Genomic DNA, 19,437 nt, shown 5'->3' with positions numbered 1-19,437 from the left:
TGGATGGTGGGTCCGGCTCCGGGGAGTCTGTCCGCGAGCAGTGGTCGCAGCAGGGGGACGTGGCTGAAGCGTTCAATGTGGATAAGTGGCCGTCTGCGAAGGCCGTTTCCCTCCCGATGCTTGTGCAGAAGCTGCATGCCGTCCTGGGTACTGAGGATGACGCAGTGGCCAGGGTGATCGGAGTTAGGAAAGAACAGGGAGCGTATCGCTACCGAGTAGGAGGGCGTAGACCGGGCGCTGAGATATCGGGGCGGTTCAGGGCTGAGTACGAGGCGTTGCGGTTGGAGTTGCTGCGGCTGCGGCAGCTGGGCGAGTCGTTCGATGCGAAGGAGTGGGTTGACGGGCGGGTGGCGCAGCGGGAGCCGGTCAAAGGCTCCGTGATCTTCTCCGGTGGTGCACTAAGGGCACTCAAAGTGGACGAGTGGCCGTCTGGGGTTGAAGCTTCCGCTCCGGTGCTTGTGCAGAAGCTGCATGCCGTCCTGGGTACGGGTGTCGCAGTGGCCGCGGTGACCGGATCCCATCGAGATCTAGTGACTCGATATGTGCGCAACGGGACTGGACCGACTAAGACGCGGGGGCGGTACGAGGCTGAGTACGAGCCGTTGCGGTTGGAGTTGCTGCGGCGGCTGGAGCGGGGTGAGTTGTTCGATGCGAGGGAGTGGGTCCGCGCGCGGTCGGCGGCGCGGCGGGTTGGGGCCGGGTCTGGTGCGGAGCCGGCGGTGGACGACCGCCTGGGGCAGCCGGGGCAGCCGCTGTCTCTGCCGGGCGGGCCGGTCCGGCTGGCGGAGGCGGCTGGGGACACTCAGGCCTTTGATGTTTGGCTGGGGGAGGACAGCACTCTTGGCCAGGGCAGGACCGGACTTGATGAGCTGCTCGACTCCCCGGCGGTGCTGGACACTCGTGTGCGGCCCGACCACGTGGAAGGACTGCCGTGGTCACCGTCAGCTGCGGCTACTTGGGCGCTCGCACCCGGCACGGAACTGCCGCTGGGCGATACGCTCGATCGGGAGGACCGTGCGAGTGCGCTGCTCGGACACCCGGAGCTCTTCCCGGCAGAGGTGCAGGAGATCCTGGCCCGGCTGACCGGCGAGGAGGAGGGCGGCTCGCTGCCTGACTAGTCACGTCCGGTATGCGCAGCTGTTCCGTGCCGGTGCAGCAGCCGGACGTGACTCGCCCGCTGTGAACCTCCAGCCGCCCCCGACAGGCGGTCGCCCCTCACAGACGCGGCCCCGGTCCTGTGGGACACCGCGCAGCCGTCGTGGCCGGTACCGGACGGTTTGAACATTATCGTGCATCATGCCCCTTTGATCCTTGGAAAGGACACCATGAGCTCATCAGAGGCTCAGGGCCCTCGGCAGGCATCTCCCCAGGCTGCGGAACCGGAAGCGGGTATGACGGTGCCCCGTGCCGGAGAGGTGGTGAGTTCACCCGAGGCGGAAGTGGCCGCCGTCGAGGGAGCGGCGGGGACTGTGTCGTCCGCCGAGCGCGCGGCACAGCCGGCTCACGACGTGGAGCACGTGTCGCCGGTCGCGGGAGCGGCGTGGGAGCCGGAGGCGGCAGGGGACACCGTCGCCTCCGAAGGTGGTGAGGCGGAGCCGGAGGCCGCCACGGCCGTCGACGTGGAGGAGGCGGAAGAAGCGCCTGAGGGCATGGCCGAGGCCGAGCCGGTTGCTCCGCCCGGGCGGCCGCACAAGAGCCTGCTGGCTGGAGCGGCCATTGTGGGGGCGCTGTTGATGACCGTACCGTTCCTGGTGGGTGGTGAGGGTGAGGATCCTCATGCGGCTCCAGCTGGTGCGGCGCCCGGTACGGTGCTGGGTTCTCCGGGGGACGGGAGCCTCCCCGTTGGTGCCGTCGGATCGGCCTCGCCGACCCCTGGCGGCACCGTTGGCCCGGGCGGGCCGGGTGGGGAGTTCCCGACACCGGGCGGCCCCGCCGCCGGCGGCGCGAGCGCGGATACCGGCGCGGTCCCTTTCCTGAGCGGTGGCGGGACGCCTGCGGGCCCGGTGGAGCGCGAGGGCGATGGCTCGCCCGCTCCGCAGAAGACGGCGGCGGCTGCGCCGCCGGTACTGCGGAAGGCGTCCCCCGCCCCGAACGCGGCGCCGGAAGGTCTCACACAGGTCGCCGGTGTCTCCATCCGTAGCCATGCCTCGGGGCGTTGTATCGATGTCACGGGAGGCAAGGGCGACGGCACGCCGCTGCAGATATGGGACTGTAACCGACTGGCGCAGCAGAGTTGGCGCTTCATGAATGACGGGACGGTGCGGGCGCTGGGGTTGTGCATGGACGTCGCCTGGGGCGCCACCGGTAACGGAGCGGTGATCCAACTGGCCAAGTGCAGCGGCAATCCCGCCCAGCAGTTCCGGCTGAATTCCGCGCACGACCTGGTCAATCCGCAGGCGAACAAGTGTGTCGACGTGAAGGACCGGCAGACCGGCAACGGCACCCGCCTGCAGTTGTGGGAATGCAACGGCCGGGACAACCAGAAGTGGAGCAGCAGCTGATCCGGCACAGCACGACAGTGTGAAGGCGTGTCCCCGCGCCGGTTGAGGCGGAGTTCACCGGCCACGTCAACCGGGCAGTCATTCACGGCCGCTTCCGGTCCGACCTCGCCTTCGCGGGTCGTGCGGCGGCGCAGCCCTGCCCGTCGCCCAGTCGGGGGCGGCTGCTCAGGCAGGTGGGGCCGGGCTGGCGGAGGGCACGCGGCCGTCACGCCCCGGCCGGCCTCCACCTGCGCGGGCGCCACGCGCCCCGGGCCGGCCGCCAGGCTTGCCCCCGACCGCGGGGCGTCACTGTGCCGGCGGACGGCGACGCGCGGCGCAGCGCCGAACGGGAGCGCGTGATCGCCCTGCTGCGGCAGTTCACCACCCCGCTGCTGACGGAACGTCACGTCGTGACGCACTCCGTCTGCGACGGGGAAGGACGCTCGTTCGGCCAGGCCCTCGCCGACCGGCTCCAGGTCCGCTTTCGCGTGGCGACGGGCGAGTCGCTGGAGCGCGCGGGGAACGGCCTGCCCGGCACGTGGCAGCCGGTGGCCCCGGAGTGGCGGCGCTTCCTCCCGGGAGCTGTTGCCCTCACCGGAGGCAGCGCGGTCCGTGCCGCCGCCTCCTCGCCCGCACGGCTGCCTGCCCACCGGACCTGCTCGGGACTGACACAACGGAGCTGAGCCGGATCGGGTGGGCGGAGCGCACCCTGCCGTCGGCCCTGTTCTCAGCTGGTTCCTTAGGTGTTCAGCTCGCCTGTGATCTGTTTCACTCGGCACCCGGTCGAGGTCTTTTGGCTGGTCAGCGGGGGCGAGCCCGACTGCGTGGCAGGAATCGTCAACAAGCTGTCATTGTGGACGCGCCACCGCTGGGCACAGGCTGTGACGGTGAGACAACGACATGTTGTGAACCTGCTCTACCCCGGCGCCCAGACGCTGGACGTCAGCGGCCCCCTAGAAGTCTTCGACACCGCGAACCGGCTGTTAGCCGAGCCGGGAGGCGCCTACCGCCTGCAATGCGTCTCCCTTGACGCCCCATCAGTGCGCACCTCCGCTGGCCTGGTCGTGCAGGCGGAGCCGCTGGAGGCGGCCGAGGGGGCGATCGACACCCTCCTCGTTCCCGGCGGGCCAGGTCTGAAGGAGGCCTTACTGAATCCCTCTCTCATCGCGTGGATCAGGGGCGCCGCGGCACGGTCCCGGCGTGTGGCCTCCGTGTGCGGCGGGGTCTTCCTGCTGGCCGAGGCCGGCCTCCTCGACGGACGCAGGGCCACCACGCACTGGGCGTTCTGCGAGCAAATGGCCCGCCGGTACCCCGAGGTGACCGTGGATCCCGAGCCGATCTTCGTCTGGGACGGCCCGTACATCACCTCAGCGGGCGTGTCCACCGGCATCGACATGGCCTTGGCCCTGGTGGAGGACGACCACGGGGCGGCGTCCGCCCTGGAGGTGGCGAAGTTCCTGGTGCTGTACTTCAAACGGCCCGGCGGCCAGACGCAGTTCAGCATGGTCCTGGACGCACAACTCGCCGAACAGGAGCCGATCCGGCTTGTGCAGACCTGGATCCAGGAGAACCTCCATCGCGCGCTGCCGGTGTCCGAACTCGCCCGTCGGGCGAGCATGAGCCCGCGTCACTTCGCCCGGGTCTTCCGTCATGCGGTGGGGATGACGCCGGGGCAGTACATCCGGCAGTTGCGCATCACCAGGGCCCGCCAGCTACTGGAAGCCACGGATCTATTGGTCGGCCAGATCGCGATGCGGTGTGGATTCACCGCTGTCGAAACGTTCCTGCGCGCGTTCTTCGCCGTCGTCGGACTCACCCCCGTCCAATACCGCAGGCACTTCCAACTCCACACCCCCTCCGGCCTGGTCGTCGAGCCGGCCTGGGCCGAAGGGCGGTCGGCATGACGCACCGGATGCGGCTGGTGGACCACGTGGCCGCGGAGTTGCACCGGATCGGGGTCCGGTACGTGTTCGGGGTGGGCGGCGCCAACATCGAGGACCTGTACGACGCGGTGCACCGCGCCCCCGGCCCGATCCGCGGCGTCGTCGCCAAACACGAGTTCTCCGCGGTCACCATGGCGGACGGGTACGCCCGGACCACCGCGCGCCTCGGTGTCGTCGCCGCCACGTCGGGCGGGGGCGCGATGAACCTGGTTCCGGGACTGGCCGAGGCGCACGCCTCGCGGATCCCCCTGCTCGCCCTGGTGGGACAGCCGCCCACCGGTCAGGAGGGCCGGGGCGCCTTCCAGGACTCCAGCGGTAAGGCGGGCTCCTTCGACGCCCGCGACGTCTTCGCACCCGTCTCGCGGTTCTGCGTCCGGGTGTCCGAACCCGCCGCGATCGCCGGGGCGCTGGCCCAGGCGATCACCGTGGCGCAGACCGAGCCGCGCGGTCCCGCCGTACTGCTCCTGCCCAAGGACGTCCAGCAGGCCCGCATCGACGTACCGGCGATGGCAGGAGCCGCGGTTCCTGCGGGCACCGCGGACCCCGCGGCAGCGGCACGTGTACGGGCGGACGCGGCACAGGCGGCAGCAGCAGGAACCTCGCGCGTGCCGGCGGTTCCCCGGCCGGATCCCGCCTCCCTGGCCGCGGCCGTCGCCGCGCTGCAGGACGCCTCCCGCATCATGGTGATCGCCGGGGAAGGGGCGGCCGGAACCGAGGCCCGCGGGGAGTTGGCCGCACTGGTGCGGCGTCTGGGCGCCTGCGTGGCCGTGACCCCGGACGCCAAGGACGTCTACGACAACCGCAGTCCCCGGTTCGTGGGCGTGACAGGGGTGATGGGCCACCGCGAGGTCGAGGACTGTCTGCGCCGGGCCGATGCCTGCCTGCTGGTGGGCACGCGCCTGCCCGTCCTGGCGCGGGGCACGCTGGAGCCGCTGCTCACCGGGATGCCCGTGGTCTGCGTCGATCCCGAGCCGCCGTTCGTTCCGGGCATCGCCCTGCTCGCAGGAGTGGCCGACACGCTACGGACGCTGGCGCGCCGTGTCCGGCCGCGGCCGTCGGCCTGCTCGGCCCACCATTCCCCCTCCCTCACGGGCCTCCCCCCGGTTTCCGGCGCGGCCACCGACTACGCCTCGGCGGTTGCCGCGATCGCCGAGGCACTGCCGCAGGACGCCCATGTCTTCGTGGACGCCGGCAACGCGGGGGCCGCCGCCATCCACGCCCTGCCGGCCCCCCGCGACGGCCGCTTCGTGGTGGCGGCGGGCATGGGCGGCATGGGCTACACCTTCGGCGCCGGGATCGGCGCCGCGCTGGCCACCGGCCGGCGCACCTACGTGGTGGCCGGTGACGGGGCGTTCTTCATGCACGGCATGGAGGTGCACACCGCCATCGAGTACGGCGCGCCGGTCACCTTCGTCATCCTGAACAACAACGCGCACGCCATGTGCGTCATGCGGGAGGAGTTCTTCCAGGGCGGCGCCCGCCCCGAGAACGTCTTCCACCCCTCCCACATAGCCGCCGGCATGGCGGCGATGTTTCCCCGGCTGCGCGTCACCTCGGCCGACAACCCGGCGCAGTTGCGCAGCGCGTTGCGGGGCAGCAACGACGGCGGCGGCCCCGCCCTGGTGGCGATGGACTTCGACCACCGCGGGATACCACCGTTCCAGCCCTTCCTGACCGCCTCGGCATCTTCCCGAGCCGGTTCGGGCGCCACCGCGCCCGGCCGCCACCCCATCAACGAGCAGGAGCACGCGCATGACCAACCGATCCACGTTGGCTGACATCCCGGGCCTGGTCCGAGTGGAGAACACCAGCCCCGAGGAACTGGCCTCCCTCTGCCGGGAGATGACCTCGGACGCCTACCCGCACCAGCAGGTCTACGGCGAGTACTGCCCCATCCAGGAGTACGTCGACTGCCCGCCGGAGGCGGCGTACGACTATCTCAGCCGCGGCCACCACCTGGAGGAGTGGACGTGCAGCCTGCGGGGGTTCGAGCCCGCCGGCACTCCGGGGCTGTGGGTGGGCCACGACCGGCTGGAGAAAGGCACCCGGATCTACTGCCGGGTCGAGGCCCACCCCGACGCCATGACGGTCGACTACCACTGCGCCTGGGACCAGAGCGACGAGCTGTGGATGGTCTACCTGATGCGGGTGGTCCCGGCCGCGCTCGTCCTCGGCCGCCCCGGGTCGTTGATCACCTGGACCAACTGCCGTCACCCGTACTACCGGAACAACCCGCGCCCGGACCTGGCACCGCACCCCGACCGGCGCTGGGTGGGTGACTACTGGGACCTGTTCTACGCCGGCCACACCCTGGAGATGCGTAATCTCAAGGCGATTCTCGAGTACCGGCACCGGAGCGGTCTGCCCATCAGCAGCGCCCCGGCAGAGCGGGTGGCGCGATGACGCAGGTGAGTCTGACCGACGTCTCCGCCTATCTGCCCGGCGAGCCCGTCCCCGCCGCCTTCTTCACCGAGCACCCGGCGGCGGAGGACAAGCTGCGCGACAGCCCGATGTTCAAAGTCCCGCCGTACCGCCACCATGTGGCCCCCGACGAGACCAACGCGGACATGATCGAGCGTGCCGTCCAGCCGCTGATCGAACGACACGGCCGAGCGGAGATCCGCCGCGTGGACGTCCTGCTCGTGCACAGCCAGCTGCCGGACCAGCCCTTCGTGGGCGCCGGCACCGAAGTGGCGCGCCGGCTGGGCCTGTCCCCCCGGTGGCTGATCGACGTGGCCAACGCCGGCTGTGCCTCCTTCGTGCACATGCTCGAACTGGCCCGGCAGATCCTGCTCAGTGGCGACGCCCGTACCGCCCTGGTATGCAACGCCCAGAGCGCAGCGGGCCAGCTGTTCACCCAGTCACAGGTCCGCGGTCTGTCCCAGGCCGCCATCCCGGGCGACGGCGCCGGAGTCGGCTACGTGACGGCCTCCGGACACGCCCCCGTCCTGGGGATCGAGAGCCGGCACAACGCCGACTACGCCGGCGACATGACCATGGTGCGCGACGACGGGCGCAAGTACTGGGAAGAGGGCGACGCCCAGGTGCGCATCGGGTTCACCGAGACCGCAGTCGTGAACGTGCTGGAGCGGGGCAACCGCCTCGTACCGCAGGTCGTGCGGGATCTGTGCCGCCGAATGGACATGGACGTCACCGACATTGACTGTCTGATCACCAACCAACCCAACCGCACCTTCCTGCACAACTGGCGACAGGCGCTGGGCCTGCCCGCCGAGCGTCACCCCGACACCTTCGATCGATGCGGCAACCTCTTCGGCGCGGCGATGCCCGTCACCCTCGACGACGCGATCCGCTCCCAGCAGATCAAGGAGGGGGACCTCGTGGTGCTGGCCGGATTCGCCCACGCCGGGGACTACGCTGGCGCCGCTGCGATCCGCTGGGGGCGGGGACGGTGAGGGCTGTGTCCCCGTCAAGGGATGGCCTCAGCAGTCCTCGGCCTGCGTGTGAAGCGTTCCGGTGTGGATGAGTGCGGCTATGCGGCTGATGTCCTCGTCGAGGGGCCGGTCGCTGTCGAGGACAGCACAGTGCCGACGGAGCGTGGTGTGGGCGGCGCGGGTGGCGGGTGCCAGCAGGTCAGGGCCGCGTAGATCGGCGGCCTGGGCCAGGGCGAGCAGGTGAATACCGGCGACGTGGGTCGCGAGGCGGGTCGCGGTGTGGGCGTGCCGGGCGGCGATGGTGCCCATGCTGACCTTGTCCTGATTGTGGGATTCGGTGGAACGAGAGAAGGACCCGGCGGGCATGCTCAGGTGCAGGGCCTCGGCGGTGAGGGCCGAGGCGGCGATCTGGGCGCCCTTGAAGCCGTGGTGCAGGCCCGCTTCGTCGGGGCCGCCGAGCGGTGCGAGATTGGCGGGCAGTCCGTGGCTGTAGCGGTCGTCGACCAGCAGCTGGAGCTGGCGGTCGAGGAGGTCGGCGACGGAGGCGACGGCGCTGGTGAGAGCCTGGGCGGCGTGTGCGACATGGCCGCCGTAGAAGTTGCCGCTGTTGTGGACGGTGGTGGTGTCGGCGTCGAAGAGCGGGTTGTCGTTGGAGGAGTTGATCTCGATGGTCAGCCAGCGGCCGGTCCACTCCAGGGTGTCGTGCAGGACGCCGATGACGTGAGGTGCGCAGCGGATGGAGTACGGGTCCTGGATGTGGCGGTCGAGTTCGACGTAGCCGCTGTGGGAGGTGTCGGCGCTCACCGGGGGAGCGGTGAGCCGGGAGCCGGTGAGCAGGCCGTGGATACGGGCAGCGCTGTTCGCCTGGCCCGGGTGAGGCTTGTGGTCATGGGGGAAGGGCGCGAATTGCTCGGCGGGACCGCAGCGCAGTTCGGCGGTCAGGGCCGTGCACAGCTCCGCTGCCCGGGCCAGTTCGCGGGCCTCGGCGTGGGCCAGGGCGGCGTAGGCGGCCATGAAGGAAGTGCCGTTGACCAGGGCGAGCGCCTCCTTGGCCTGCAGGCGCACGGGTTTCAGGCCGTGCATCCGCAGGGCCTCGGCTGCGGGCAGCTCCCGGTCCTTGTGGAGCAGGGTGCCTTCGCCGGTGAGGGCCGCGGCCAGGTAGCTGAGGGGGGCCAAGTCGCCGCTGGCGCCGACCGAACCGCGTTCGGGGATGCGCGGGAGCAGGTCGGTGCGGAGCAGGTCGAGCAGCAGCGCAACGGGCTCTTCCCGGATGGCGGAGTTACCGCGGGCGGAGCAGTTGGCGCGGATGAGCATGGTGGCGCGGACGACGTCGGCGGCGGCGTAGGGGCCGACACCGACCCGTAGAAAGCGCAGCAGGTTGCGTTGGAGCGCCTCCGTCTTGGCGGCTGAGATCTGTCGGTCGCTGCTGTCGCCGAACCCGGTCGTCACGCCGTACAGGGCGGCGCCCGAGGCGATCAGCTCCTCTTTGGCCCGCACCGACGCGGCCATGCGGGTGCGCGCCTCCTCGCTCAGGGCGATGGTGCGCCGGTCGGTGCCGGTCGCGGTGGCGCGGACATCGTCGAGGGTGAGGCGGTGGCCGTCCAGCGTGATGTGCTGCTGGCTGTCGGCAGGGCGGGACGTGGACACGGTTAGGTGCATGAGGTGCCTTCTACGCTTTCTACGATGGTGGGCGCGAGCGGGGCTCAGGGGCTCGGCCGCGCTGGCCGACGGCCGTGACGGTGGCGAGGCCGAAGTCCATGGGGTACGCGGCGGTCACCTGGTGCCTCTGCCAGGTTCCGGGCTCGGTGGGTGCTGCTGCGTACGGTCGTGCGGTCGTGGCTGCCGGGCAGCGGGCCGTTACGACGACGCCACGGCCGCACGCGCGCGGGGCGGGCACACCTGCCCGCGGTGGTGCCGGTCCCTGGCCGGCCGACAGGTGGGAGCGGACGTTGTCACACTGGTCGCAGGCTTCGCATCGGCCGTCGAAGATGACCAGGGGTCCGAACCCCGCCGTCCCTCCTTACACCGGCCGCCCGCTGTCCAGACAGCGCGGCACGAACTCTGCCCCCGCGCGTAGGCTTCGCTGTGACGGGAGTTTCGCATACCCGCCCAGGTGATCAAGGTGCTCTTCCGCCGGGTTCGCCGGGGCATCCTGTCTTCGATGTAGACGGGTTCGTGCTGGTCACGCCGTCAATGGCATCAAGCGGCCTCTCCGCCACCCCTCCACAGGTGAGCATGCGGAGGGGTATGAACGGGCAACAGTAAGTCCCATAAGAACAGCGTTGCGTGCGCGCACCAGGTGGACCTCGTAGCCTGGTGACTCACATAACCCGCGGGTGCGATGGGATCACGGTGGGAGGCTGTTGCCGGCATAACCAAGCAGAGCTTCCTCATGGGGAGCGGAGGCCCGGGCGATCGGCCATGCTGGTATCAGGCTGGAATGCCCGCGCCACCGGGGTCGGCGAGGCCGCCGTGTCATTGGGGGCGACTCGAACTCGCGTCATATGAGCCGCCGTTGGGGCGTGCTCGCCGACCGGGCGGGGCCCGAAAGCGCGTCACCGCCGAACAGCGCAGCTGAAGCCGGACCGGATGGGGCCGACGTCAGCCGACCAGGTGGCAGGCCGGCGGTCTCGTCCGCCCGTGACTGCCATTCGCACGGGGGCATGCCGTGTGTGGCACGGAAGGCACGGCTGAAGTGGGCCGGGCTGACGAATCCCCATCGGTGCGCGACGGCGGACACGGCCGGTCTGGTCCGGCGTGGGCGGCCGAGTTCCCGGTGGCACTCCTCGAGACGCCGACCCCGGATCCATCCGCTCACTGTCGTGTTCTCCGCCCGGAAGAGCCGTTGCGGATGCCGTACGGACACGTGGTGTGCGGCGGCGATCGCCTCCGCCGAGAGAGCCGGATCCGCCAGGTGGGCGTCGATGAAGGTCTTCACCCGCAACAGCAGGCTTTGCCGGGCGGCGCGGTCGGTGGTGGAGGAGGTGTGGGGCGACCAGCTCATCGCGGGAATACAGGCGGTGCAGCGCCGCCGTGACTGCAACGACGAACTGGTGCTGCGGATCGCGGGCGAGATCAGTGACGCCGGCCGGTTGGCCGGCTCCGTGATCGAGCGTTTCGAGGAACGGCGCCCCATGTTCGCCGAACACGTCCGCGCCGGACTGATCCTCCCGCCGCGGGTCGAGTACGTTGCGGCAGAGGACCTCGAGGTCAACCCCCGCAGCGGCAAGATCGTTCGCTGGTCGACCAGCGCCTGTGCTGAGCGCGACGGATGCGGTTGGACGCGGTGCGCAGCGGCGGGAGCGGATCGGCGGTGCGGTACTTTCGCCACCGGGCGGGACAGTGCTCGCCGCCGCCGGTCCCGCCCGCCACCGCATATTTCCTGTGCCGGCCGACGGTGATTCCGAATCAGGGCAAGCGCGCCAAGTGGTTCAAATCGTTAATTCGGTATGTGCGACACTGGGGCCGTGGTCGAGACACGCAACCCGAGCCGACGTCGCGACGATGGTCGGCGCACCCAACTCATCCAAGCTGCCGCCCGCGTCATCGCCAGGGACGGTATTGCGGCGGCGACCATCCGCCGGATCACGGAGGAGGCGGGGGTGCCCGGCGGCCTCGTCCACTACTGGTTCGCGGACAAGGACGAGCTCCTCCAAGAGGTTCTCCTCGCCGACCTCGACACCATCTCGACCGCCGTCACTGAGGCGGCCGATACCGGGGACGACTTGCTCGACCGCCTCCGTGCGGCCTTCCACGTCATTGAGCAGGACGACCGCGGCCGCCAGATCCTTCCGTACGAGATGACGACGTGGGCGCTGCGGAAGCCCGAGTTCGTCCATGTGGCGAGGAAGCAGTACGCGGCCTACCGCGCGTTGGGGACCGAGACCATTTCTTCCTGGGTGAACGCCACCGGAGCACAGTTGCCTGCCGACGTACCCGTCGTCGGGCAGTTCATCACCGCTCTCTTCGACGGACTCGTTCTGGCATGGCTCGCCGATCCCGACAACACCGATGTCGACGCCGTGCTGAGGTTGGCGCACGACCTCATGAAACCCTCCGCGCCGGATACGCCGGATACGTCGGACGCGTCCTGAGCGTGCACGGCGGACCGGCAACAGCCGTCTGCCGCCGACGCGTCGCGCAGTACTCCAAGTGCCTGCTGCCCGACGCCGAGGGTGTCGGGTCCGCCCAGTGGGAGGCGAGGCGTCGGGCAGAGGGCGGTTCCTCTCGGAGAAGTGTCGAGCAAGTGGTGAGGCCGTAGCGCGGGTTCCGGTCCTGACATAGACCCCTGGCTGAATGTGAAGCCCCCCGCGAGAGGGCGGGCCCCCGGCAGCGCCGGCGATACGCGCTGCCGGACCTCGTCGAGGCCGCCGAGACGTCTCTGCGTCGGCGCCCGGGGAGCCCGCGTTGCTCGGAGCAGGATCGGCCGGCATCGCCGCACCCGCGCCCCGGTGGGGGCGCTACCAGGAGGGCGCGCCCTCGCCCCGCGGGCCGTGGCGCAGCCCCCTGATCCCGGCGGGTCTGGCCGTTTTCACGGACGTCTGTCCGTCGAGGGCGCCAGCACACTCTATCCGCAGCCCAGATGGGAGACCGCGGTCACCGGGTGCGGAGCTCGGGGCGACCAGCCTGCGGCGAGGTGAGCCGGGTTCCGGCCGGCTTCGCGGCGCGCCCGCTCGGTACCCCGCCACGAACCTTCTTGAGTTCGCCGCGGACGTCCCGCCCGAGGGCCGACCGGTTGCGGGCGGTTGTCCAGGCCGCCGATATGGATCTGCTGCTGGTGGTCGCCTGTACCGGTGCGGCACCGACCGGGAGCGTGCGTTCGCCCTGCTTCGGCATTAAACCGCACCGTCCTGACGGACCTTCACATCTTGATGGACTCCGCCTGCGCGGGGGAGGGGATCTCGGTCGGGCAGGCTGTCGCCAACGGCTGTAGATCCGCGTGCGCGTGGCGACGGACGAGTCGCCGGAGCGCGCGGCGCGGCCGGCTCGGCGAGCGGCCCGCTCGGCACCTGGCAACCGGTGTCCCTGAGCTGGCACCGCTTCCTGCCCGGAGCTGGTGTCTGCACCGGAGACACCGGACGACATACGTACTGCCCTGCCCCGGCCGGCCCCCAGTTGATGAGTTGCAGGTTCTGGCACAGATCTTGGGGATCGATCACGGAGCGTGATGATATCGTTCGATTGTGAAGGTGCTCGCGAGCTCCGACCCACCCCGTGCTCGCATGGCCTCAGAGTCGCTCATCCCAGTTCCCCAGGATTACTACCGCGCTGCCCTCTTCTCTAGCTGCGCAGCAGGTTGATCGGCCCGGCAGCCTGCGCTCGAGAACGATGCGCGAAGTGCCGATGCCAGCGGGCCCACGTACGTTTTGGTTGACCGCCCGACCGGGCGGCGAGGAGGGGTGAGACATGAAGTGGGTCGGGGGCGAGCGGCTGGCGGCCGGGTCTGAGGCCACCTGGTACCTGGAGACGGCTTTCACGCCCGGCGCTCACCTGGGGACGGTGTACGACGATCCGACAACGCCCGTCGTCGTGACCAGCATCGAGGAGGTGACCACCATGCGTGTACCCAGCGGCCGTCTTGTTGTCGATGCGCCGTGGGACGACGACGACACCTTGAAATACAAGCAAGGGGTACCGACTCGGCCCCCGCGGGGGCTGGCGGTGCGCATTCCCCCAGGCGTCTACCGAGTAGAGATCGCGTGGACGGCGGGCCCGTACGAGTTCTTCGGCGAGCACTTCGATGGCGTCGAGTGCGCCGCGACGCGCCTGCGCATCAGCGACGCCCCTGTGATCGGGTGGGAGATGGGCCTGGGTGTCGACGACGATATCGACCGGCTTCTGCCGGGCGAGCAACCCCAGTTCGGCGCCGACCACAATGTTGGCTGCTTCGCCGACGCCAGCGCGTGGACGACCTTGTCCGCGCCATTTCGCACATGTGCGGATGGCCGTTGGGCGCCGCGTGGAGCTGGACAACTGCCGGATGGGTGCGAGCGGATAAGCGACGAGTTGCAACAAGCCGATCTGGTTACGTTCACGGCGCAGTCGGGCGGCGTCGTCTGGTTGGGACGGACCAAGAACGGAGACGTGGCCGCGATCGTCGTCACCAGCGGCATGGCCGGCGCCAAAGCGTGACGCAGCTGCCGCCTCCCCTGTGCGCCAGTCGTGTGGCCGGACGAGGATGACCGCTTTCACTGGGAGGAACAGGCTCTTGATGCGGTTCACGGCGCCCTCGATGCTGCCGGAGCTCCAGTCCAGGGTGAGCCCGGCTGTCACAGCGTCGTGGTCTCGGAGCAGGTGGAGTGCGAAGCCGGTGAGGCCGGGCAGTTGGCTGGCGTCGACTGCGTCGATCCAGGCGGGGAGTGTGGCGCCGAGGCGGTCGGTGAGTGTCTCGCCGAAGTCGCGGACGTGTCCGGCGGCAGTGTCAGTGCGGGGCAGCGGGCCAGGACGTCCTTCAGAGCGGTGCGGTCTTCCTCGGTCAGGGTCGTGGGGTGACGGGTGAGCCAGCCGGTCACCTGCCGCACCGTCGGCGGCCGGGGCGGCGCCTCGGACGGAGCCCCGCGCAACGTGGCGATGTGCGCGCGGACCATGCCGTAGGTGACGGGAGCGTGCTCGGCAACCAGCTCGCCGTGCAGTCGGGTGACACTGGTGCATCCCTCGCCGAATCGCCGCTCCAGGTAGGGCTGGCTCGTAGGGGTCCAGCCTGCTGGGTCGGGGCCGGTTGTCTCGGATGGTGTCCTGCCAGCGTGCGGCGTTCGCGTACCGGAGCACGGTGTTGAGGCATCAGCCCAGGTGCCGGGCGATCGCCGGGTGTGAGTGACCTTGGGCGAGGAGCTCGTGGACCAGGGCATGTGCTGCCTTCTTCTGCTCGGCCCGCCGGCCGACGGGAGCCGAGTCGCCCTGCGGCCGGCCGGAGGCCAGTTGGGTGGCCTGCGGCAACATGCTGCTGGGCGAAGGATTGCGCAGGCAGTCGCGATGGGCGGCGACGCAGGTCTTCCCGGCTCGGCTGAGGCCCTGCCACAGGTGGAACCGGTCGGCGACCTGCAGAGCGTCGGGGCGCCGCGTCGGGCACCCTCGGCGTAGGCGCCCTCCCTGTCCCAACAGATGATCTCCACGCCGGGGTGGCGGACCAGCCAGGCGGCCAGTGGTCCAGCTTCGCGGGTCGGGAGCACATCGACCACGCGATGGTCTTCGACGCTGGTCAAGACGGTGGAGTAGGTCTGGCCGCGGCGGATCGCGAAGTCGTCCACGCCCAGCACTCGCGGCGTGCTGAACCGTGGATCGGGTAATGTCATGACCCTGCGTAACAACGTCATACGTCCCGCGCCGAAGCCCAGCTGGGCAGCCAGCCGAGCTCCGGCCCGCCCGGCCAGCGCGAGACCCACACGCTCCAGGGCGCGGTTGAGCCGCGTGGTGACCCGTGCGTGCGGGGTGGCGAGCCGCGAGAACGGCTCGGCGAACGTCCGGCGTGGGCAGTTCGCCGCTCCGCGATGAAGCGCCGGACCGCCAGCCGGATCACAAAGCCCTGCTCCGAGCGGAAGGTCCTTCAGCCTGCGCTGGTATCGGTCGTGGACTCGGTCCGAGAAGCGGCCGCAATCCGGACATGCACAACCGGCAGCGCGGCCTCTCGCCACCACCTCGACCGTGCCGAACGCGGCCGTAACCGCCTCGACATCCACCTCGTGGATCCCCTCGAACACCAGCGAGTCCCAGAACGGTGCACCGGTCTGCATGACCAGCACCATCACCGCCCACAACCGGCCGCAGCAGCGGTCAGCAGGCACCTGAGGGAGCATCAATTCTAATCGCTGGACGACAAGGCGTACGCGGTCTCACGCGAACCCGTCTCCTCGCAATCGAACATCGGGGTAACGCTCCGCGACGACTCCCCAAGATCTGTGCCAGAACCGAGTTTCGAGAGCGCTTGGGGACTTGCTTCGGCCGTGCAGTCGATGCATTGCGTCGTGACGGCAGGCGGCCGGTCACGCCATGGGGACGGCCTCCTCGTGGACCGGGCCGGCCGCGGCCATGATGGCCTGCCAGGGGGCGGAGTCGAAGACGAGGGTGATCGAGGTGATCCGGCCGTTGCGCAGCTGGAAGTGCTCGGCCGTGTGCTGGGTGATGCCGACGGTCGGGGCGGTGTGGACGTTGTAGACCAGGGTGGCCTCGGTCTCGCCGTACAGCTCGCTGATCAGCTCCACGCCGGTGACGATGCCCAGGAGCCCGTCCAGACCGTCGAGGTGGCCGGTCGGGTTGTCGGAGGCGATGAACGGGCTGCGGAAGCGGAAGCCTTCGCCGATCTGGGCGGCGGCCGTGGTCACGTCTCCCCGGAACCGGGCCTCGTGGTAGGCCCTGACGGTACGTCGGGTGACTGCCTGGGCTGAGTCGGTGGTCATGCGGTGCTCCGTCGTTGTCGGTTCAAGAAGCCGGCGGCTGGTTGTTTCGGGCTGCGCTCAGGTACTGCTCGATGCGTTGCTGGTTCTCGACCACGCGCAGGCACAGGTCGCGGAACCGGGCGAGTTCGTCTTCGGTGAAGCCCTGGAAGACGGCGGACATGGCGCGCTGCGTCGGCTGCCGGAAGGCGTCCAGCCATTCGAGGCCTGCTGGTGTGATCCTGGCTCGTACGGACCGGCGGTCGTGCTGGTCCTGCACTCGCCCCGCCAGCCCATCCCGTTCGAGCGTGTCGACCAGGCCGGTGACATTGCGGGAACTCACGCCCGCCGCGCGGGCCAGTTCGCCGATGCTCAGCCCCTCGTCGGTGGCCGTACTCAGTCGTGCGAGGACGTCCAGCGCCCCCGCGCTGAGCCCACGTCCCTCCGCGCCTTGCGAACGCAGTCGGTCGACTGCCTGGGAGGCCGACCGGACGGCCGCGGCCGTCTCCAGCGCGAGGGTGTCGTCGCCTGCCACGAACGCCTGCATGGAGTCCCGGACACCAAGGTCGTAGAGGAAGCCATCAGGGTCACGGGCCAGGCCAGAATTATGTACGTGCTTCATAATGAAGTCGCACTCTACTCTGCCGGTGGCGACGGCACCACCAGAGATCGTGGCCGCGCGAGACCGAAGATCCCACCCTCGCGGGGGAAGGGAAGCAGGCGATGTCACCGCCCTGGCACTGCACACTGTTGCTGGTTCTGACGAGCGTTCCTCGGCCACGGACTCGGTAGCCGTTCTTCAAACCGCCCTACAGACGCTCTCCGTTCTCGCCTACGCAGCCAATCTGCCGACCCACGCCCGATGGCATGGTGCCTGGCCGACCCCAGGACCCTGTGACGGGATGACCGCGCCGCTGGAACCCGTCCGTCACCTCGTGCGCACCGGACAGGTGATCCTCGTGGGCAAGGGCTTTGCCGGGCGGGAGTTCGAGACGCTCCCGGCCGAGCCCGGGGCGCGACCCGGTGCGGCTGGATCGGGAGGACGAGTCCGTCAGGCACACGGCCGCCTCGCCCGGATCCGCCGGTGCGAGGAGGTCGTCACCATGCTTGCGCCGAGATCAAGCGATCTCGCCCCGTCCACCACCGCTCGGGACGTCGGACTCCCTCATTCGGCTTCTGCGGACGTGACCACCTGTTCGTGGGCACCGGCTGCCGGTGCGGCCGGCTTCCCCGGCCACAGGCGACTCCATCTCGGCATCCGTGCCGTGAAGGAGAAGGCGGTGCCAAGGGCGTGGGACCGGCCTGTGGCATCCGCCAACTGGTGCAGGGAGATGTTCAACACGCTGAGAAGGTCCAGCGTTTGGCGGCGGCTGCCCGCCCACCGGTTCCGCTCTTCCGCCCGCATGTACTCAGAGGCGTCCATTCCGATGCTCTGGGCCAACCTGACCACGCTGAACTGTCGAGCCAACCGAAGCTCTCCGAGAGTACGAGGCATCTCAATGCCCATCAATTCGGAGGTGCTGCACCACAGTACGTCCGCCAGAGCGAACAGTTGCTGCTCGGTGGGGCGGTTGGCGTCGCTTTCCCAGGCGATCACCAATTCGGGATCAACGCGAGCCTGGAACACGTTCATCTGATCTGACACCTGCTGGGGTGAGAAACCCAGACGCTGCCGTGCTGACTGGGCGTTGACTGCGGAGAAGGGCGGTCGGTTCACTGTTCGGTGCTTCCTTGACTGGTGCGGCCATGGGGCCATGGCCATTGACGTCTTCAAACCGATGCGCTGGCTGATCACCACAACGTCGGAGAGACGCCCTGTCGGCAGCAGCGCACAGCCACTCGATGGTCATCCTCTGCATGGCATCTCACCTCCGTCAGCGCGGTTCGGCGGCCCCTCCCGCCTCTGCTGGAACAGACTCGTGCGACACCCTTGACCGGCCGGAAGTAGGAACGGCTGGGGGATGACGAGGCGTGCGCTTCTCTGCCTCCCCGCCGGCACGCCGCGCTGCTCGTGCCGCGGCCGCTCGGCATGCTGATCGCGAGACGTTCCACTTGGTCTGGGGGCCTCCCCGGGCCAGGGTTGGGCGCGGGGGCCGACACGGCCTCCCCGAGACGGGGGTTACCCGGGGTGGCCGAACGGACAACACAGTACGGCGCCCCGCCCGGGCCCTGTGAGCAGTCGGCCGCGCAAGGGGCCGGATGGGAAGGCCGAACGTCCCATCCGGGCACGACCGCAGGAATCCGGCGTCCGAACGTGGGATACCGGGGTTCCCCGTGGGCGTCGTGGAGCGGCACATGAACGGGCGTGGAGGTAGCCCACCGCGGCCTCGTCCGCCCGCCCGAAGGTGTTGGTCGCCCTTGCCGGCAGGCCTCGGCAGCACCACCGTGCCTGTCCGAGAGGGGAAGGGACCACCAGCCTGCGACGGAGGGACGCCGGAAGCGCCGATGACAGCGGGATGACGCGCAGGGAACGATCCATCCCACCCTCGGCGCCACATCAGGTGATCTCCGGAGAATCTCAGCGGCGGCGGAGCCGGAGCCGACGGTCATATGAGCCCGGCGCGGATGGCGTACGACACCGCCTGCACCCGGTTGCGCAGGCCGAGGCGGATCATGACGGCGGACACGATGTTCTTGATGGTGCGCTCGGAATAGCTCAGTTTGGCGGCGATCTCTGAGAGGGTCATGCCCTCCGAGACCAGGCGCAGTACGTCGATCTCCCGGGAACTGAGCCCGGAGGCGGTCAGGCCCCTTGAGCCGAGGACCTCACGCTGGACGTATTCGAGCTGATCCAGCAGTCGGCCCTGGACGACCGGCGGCAGACACGCCTGCCCGACCGCCACGGCGCGCACCGCCCGTACCAGCGTCGTGACATCGACTTCCGCCCGCCACAGCACCGCTCGCACCCGATGCTCCGCCACTGCGGCGGGGTCGGCGTACCAGCCGCCGTCCGCAACCAGCACGAACCGGGCCCGCGCCGGTGCGGGCAGGCCGCGCAGCAGGTCCAGCGCCGCGGCGTCGACCGCGCTGACCGCGGCCACCACGGTCTCGGCTTCCCCCACAGCCGTCAGGGTGACATGGGTACTCTTTCCCAAACATGCGGCCAGACCGGCCTTGGTCAGCGGATCCACAGCGTGTACGGCCACAAGCACTGAGCTCATTAGAGGACCATCCCTTCTGCAGCCCTCACGGGTAGGGTTGTGACCTCTCGGTCCTGGTGGGTGCACGGCCATGTGTGCGAGCCGTTCGA

At 69.8% G+C, this 19,437-nt stretch carries 18 protein-coding genes and 1 pseudogene; 10 read left to right on the top strand and 9 right to left on the bottom strand.

Annotation, left to right across the window (positions count from 1 at the left end):
* The 7 genes from ABZZ20_RS35355 to ABZZ20_RS35325 all read left to right on the top strand — a co-directional run.
* A partial coding sequence (locus ABZZ20_RS35355) for a hypothetical protein (RefSeq protein WP_356876877.1) occupies nucleotides 1–1,118 on the top strand: 1,118 nt, incomplete at its 5' end.
* 351 nt (nucleotides 1,119–1,469) lie between these two features.
* Entirely contained in the window at nucleotides 1,470–2,501 is a 1,032-nt protein-coding gene (locus ABZZ20_RS35350; RefSeq protein ID WP_356876875.1) for an RICIN domain-containing protein, read from the top strand.
* A gap of 290 nt (nucleotides 2,502–2,791) precedes the next feature.
* Complete coding sequence (locus ABZZ20_RS35345) at nucleotides 2,792–3,163, top strand: hypothetical protein (protein WP_356876873.1); 372 nt, start codon at nucleotides 2,792–2,794, stop codon at nucleotides 3,161–3,163.
* A 204-nt stretch (nucleotides 3,164–3,367) separates the two neighbouring features.
* Nucleotides 3,368–4,384: a GlxA family transcriptional regulator gene (locus ABZZ20_RS35340; protein ID WP_356876871.1), complete on the top strand. Its 1,017-nt coding sequence runs from the start codon at nucleotides 3,368–3,370 to the stop codon at nucleotides 4,382–4,384.
* On the top strand, nucleotides 4,381–6,201 hold the full coding sequence (locus ABZZ20_RS35335) for a thiamine pyrophosphate-binding protein (protein ID WP_356876869.1): 1,821 nt from the start codon (nucleotides 4,381–4,383) through the stop codon (nucleotides 6,199–6,201). The genes ABZZ20_RS35340 and ABZZ20_RS35335 overlap by 4 nt, the downstream gene beginning before the upstream one ends.
* On the top strand, nucleotides 6,176–6,826 hold the full coding sequence (locus tag ABZZ20_RS35330; RefSeq protein ID WP_356876867.1) for an SRPBCC family protein: 651 nt from the start codon (nucleotides 6,176–6,178) through the stop codon (nucleotides 6,824–6,826). The genes ABZZ20_RS35335 and ABZZ20_RS35330 overlap by 26 nt, the downstream gene beginning before the upstream one ends.
* Nucleotides 6,823–7,839, top strand: a complete 1,017-nt coding sequence (locus ABZZ20_RS35325) for a ketoacyl-ACP synthase III family protein (RefSeq protein ID WP_356876865.1) — start codon at nucleotides 6,823–6,825, stop codon at nucleotides 7,837–7,839. Before ABZZ20_RS35330 ends, ABZZ20_RS35325 begins: the two co-directional genes overlap by 4 nt.
* Before the next feature lie 27 nt (nucleotides 7,840–7,866).
* Here the strand turns inward: ABZZ20_RS35325 and ABZZ20_RS35320 are convergent, their stop codons facing one another.
* On the bottom strand, nucleotides 7,867–9,465 hold the full coding sequence (locus ABZZ20_RS35320; protein ID WP_356876862.1) for an aromatic amino acid ammonia-lyase: 1,599 nt from the start codon (nucleotides 9,463–9,465) through the stop codon (nucleotides 7,867–7,869).
* 853 nt (nucleotides 9,466–10,318) lie between these two features.
* Complete coding sequence (locus ABZZ20_RS35315) at nucleotides 10,319–10,822, bottom strand: helix-turn-helix transcriptional regulator (protein WP_356876860.1); 504 nt, start codon at nucleotides 10,820–10,822, stop codon at nucleotides 10,319–10,321.
* Between ABZZ20_RS35315 and ABZZ20_RS35310 the strand changes: the two genes are divergently transcribed.
* Nucleotides 10,743–11,219, top strand: a complete 477-nt coding sequence (locus tag ABZZ20_RS35310) for a hypothetical protein (RefSeq protein WP_356876883.1) — start codon at nucleotides 10,743–10,745, stop codon at nucleotides 11,217–11,219. The genes ABZZ20_RS35315 and ABZZ20_RS35310 overlap by 80 nt on opposite strands.
* 48 nt (nucleotides 11,220–11,267) lie before the next feature.
* A complete protein-coding gene (locus ABZZ20_RS35305) occupies nucleotides 11,268–11,912 on the top strand; it encodes a TetR/AcrR family transcriptional regulator (protein ID WP_356876858.1) in 645 nt (214 codons plus the stop codon).
* A gap of 502 nt (nucleotides 11,913–12,414) precedes the next feature.
* On the opposite strand, the gene ABZZ20_RS35300 is transcribed toward ABZZ20_RS35305, so the two are convergent.
* Nucleotides 12,415–12,654 carry a hypothetical protein gene (locus ABZZ20_RS35300; protein ID WP_356876856.1) on the bottom strand — a complete coding sequence of 80 codons (240 nt, stop codon included), beginning with the start codon at nucleotides 12,652–12,654 and terminating at the stop codon, nucleotides 12,415–12,417.
* 570 nt (nucleotides 12,655–13,224) lie between these two features.
* Between ABZZ20_RS35300 and ABZZ20_RS35295 the strand changes: the two genes are divergently transcribed.
* Nucleotides 13,225–13,950, top strand: a complete 726-nt coding sequence (locus ABZZ20_RS35295; RefSeq protein ID WP_356876854.1) for a DUF4241 domain-containing protein — start codon at nucleotides 13,225–13,227, stop codon at nucleotides 13,948–13,950.
* Between the two features lie 648 nt (nucleotides 13,951–14,598).
* Here the strand turns inward: ABZZ20_RS35295 and ABZZ20_RS35290 are convergent.
* The 6 genes and pseudogenes from ABZZ20_RS35290 to ABZZ20_RS35265 all read right to left on the bottom strand — a co-directional run bounded on the left by ABZZ20_RS35290 (nucleotide 14,599) and on the right by ABZZ20_RS35265 (nucleotide 19,348).
* Nucleotides 14,599–14,916, bottom strand: coding sequence for a hypothetical protein (locus ABZZ20_RS35290; RefSeq protein ID WP_356876881.1), 318 nt, complete (start codon nucleotides 14,914–14,916; stop codon nucleotides 14,599–14,601).
* Between the two features lie 11 nt (nucleotides 14,917–14,927).
* Nucleotides 14,928–15,110 (bottom strand): annotated as a pseudogene (locus ABZZ20_RS35285) (transposase); the annotation flags it as partial.
* A gap of 687 nt (nucleotides 15,111–15,797) precedes the next feature.
* On the bottom strand, nucleotides 15,798–16,211 hold the full coding sequence (locus ABZZ20_RS35280; RefSeq protein ID WP_356876852.1) for a hypothetical protein: 414 nt from the start codon (nucleotides 16,209–16,211) through the stop codon (nucleotides 15,798–15,800).
* Nucleotides 16,212–16,233: 22 nt separating this feature from the next.
* Nucleotides 16,234–16,809, bottom strand: a complete 576-nt coding sequence (locus ABZZ20_RS35275; protein WP_356876850.1) for a MarR family transcriptional regulator — start codon at nucleotides 16,807–16,809, stop codon at nucleotides 16,234–16,236.
* Nucleotides 16,810–17,352: 543 nt separating this feature from the next.
* Entirely contained in the window at nucleotides 17,353–17,820 is a 468-nt protein-coding gene (locus ABZZ20_RS35270; protein ID WP_356876848.1) for an XRE family transcriptional regulator, read from the bottom strand.
* Between the two features lie 913 nt (nucleotides 17,821–18,733).
* The gene (locus ABZZ20_RS35265; RefSeq protein WP_356876846.1) at nucleotides 18,734–19,348 is read right to left on the bottom strand and encodes a response regulator transcription factor; all 615 of its coding nucleotides are present in this window, start codon (nucleotides 19,346–19,348) and stop codon (nucleotides 18,734–18,736) included.
* Nucleotides 19,349–19,437: the final 89 nt, after the last annotated feature.

It is taken from the genome of Streptomyces sp. NPDC006430 (assembly GCF_040612395.1).
Classification (GTDB): domain Bacteria; phylum Actinomycetota; class Actinomycetes; order Streptomycetales; family Streptomycetaceae; genus Streptomyces.
The sequence above is the reverse complement of the archived record's forward strand: the minus strand, read 5'-3'. Positions and strand labels throughout refer to the sequence as shown.

Bases quoted from the DNA above. Each gene is read 5' to 3' on its own strand.
- ABZZ20_RS35335 (WP_356876869.1), top strand. From the start codon at position 4,381: ATGACGCACCGGATGCGGCTGGTGGACCACGTGGCCGCGGAGTTGCAC.
- ABZZ20_RS35330 (WP_356876867.1), top strand. From the start codon at position 6,176: ATGACCAACCGATCCACGTTGGCTGACATCCCGGGCCTGGTCCGAGTG.
- ABZZ20_RS35325 (WP_356876865.1), top strand. From the start codon at position 6,823: ATGACGCAGGTGAGTCTGACCGACGTCTCCGCCTATCTGCCCGGCGAG.
- ABZZ20_RS35310 (WP_356876883.1), top strand. From the start codon at position 10,743: ATGAAGGTCTTCACCCGCAACAGCAGGCTTTGCCGGGCGGCGCGGTCG.
- ABZZ20_RS35315 (WP_356876860.1), bottom strand. From the start codon at position 10,822: ATGAGCTGGTCGCCCCACACCTCCTCCACCACCGACCGCGCCGCCCGG.
- ABZZ20_RS35305 (WP_356876858.1), top strand. From the start codon at position 11,268: ATGTGCGACACTGGGGCCGTGGTCGAGACACGCAACCCGAGCCGACGT.
- ABZZ20_RS35300 (WP_356876856.1), bottom strand. From the start codon at position 12,654: ATGCCGAAGCAGGGCGAACGCACGCTCCCGGTCGGTGCCGCACCGGTA.
- ABZZ20_RS35295 (WP_356876854.1), top strand. From the start codon at position 13,225: ATGAAGTGGGTCGGGGGCGAGCGGCTGGCGGCCGGGTCTGAGGCCACC.
- ABZZ20_RS35280 (WP_356876852.1), bottom strand. From the start codon at position 16,211: ATGACCACCGACTCAGCCCAGGCAGTCACCCGACGTACCGTCAGGGCC.
- ABZZ20_RS35275 (WP_356876850.1), bottom strand. From the start codon at position 16,809: ATGAAGCACGTACATAATTCTGGCCTGGCCCGTGACCCTGATGGCTTC.
- ABZZ20_RS35270 (WP_356876848.1), bottom strand. From the start codon at position 17,820: ATGAACGTGTTCCAGGCTCGCGTTGATCCCGAATTGGTGATCGCCTGG.
- ABZZ20_RS35265 (WP_356876846.1), bottom strand. From the start codon at position 19,348: ATGAGCTCAGTGCTTGTGGCCGTACACGCTGTGGATCCGCTGACCAAG.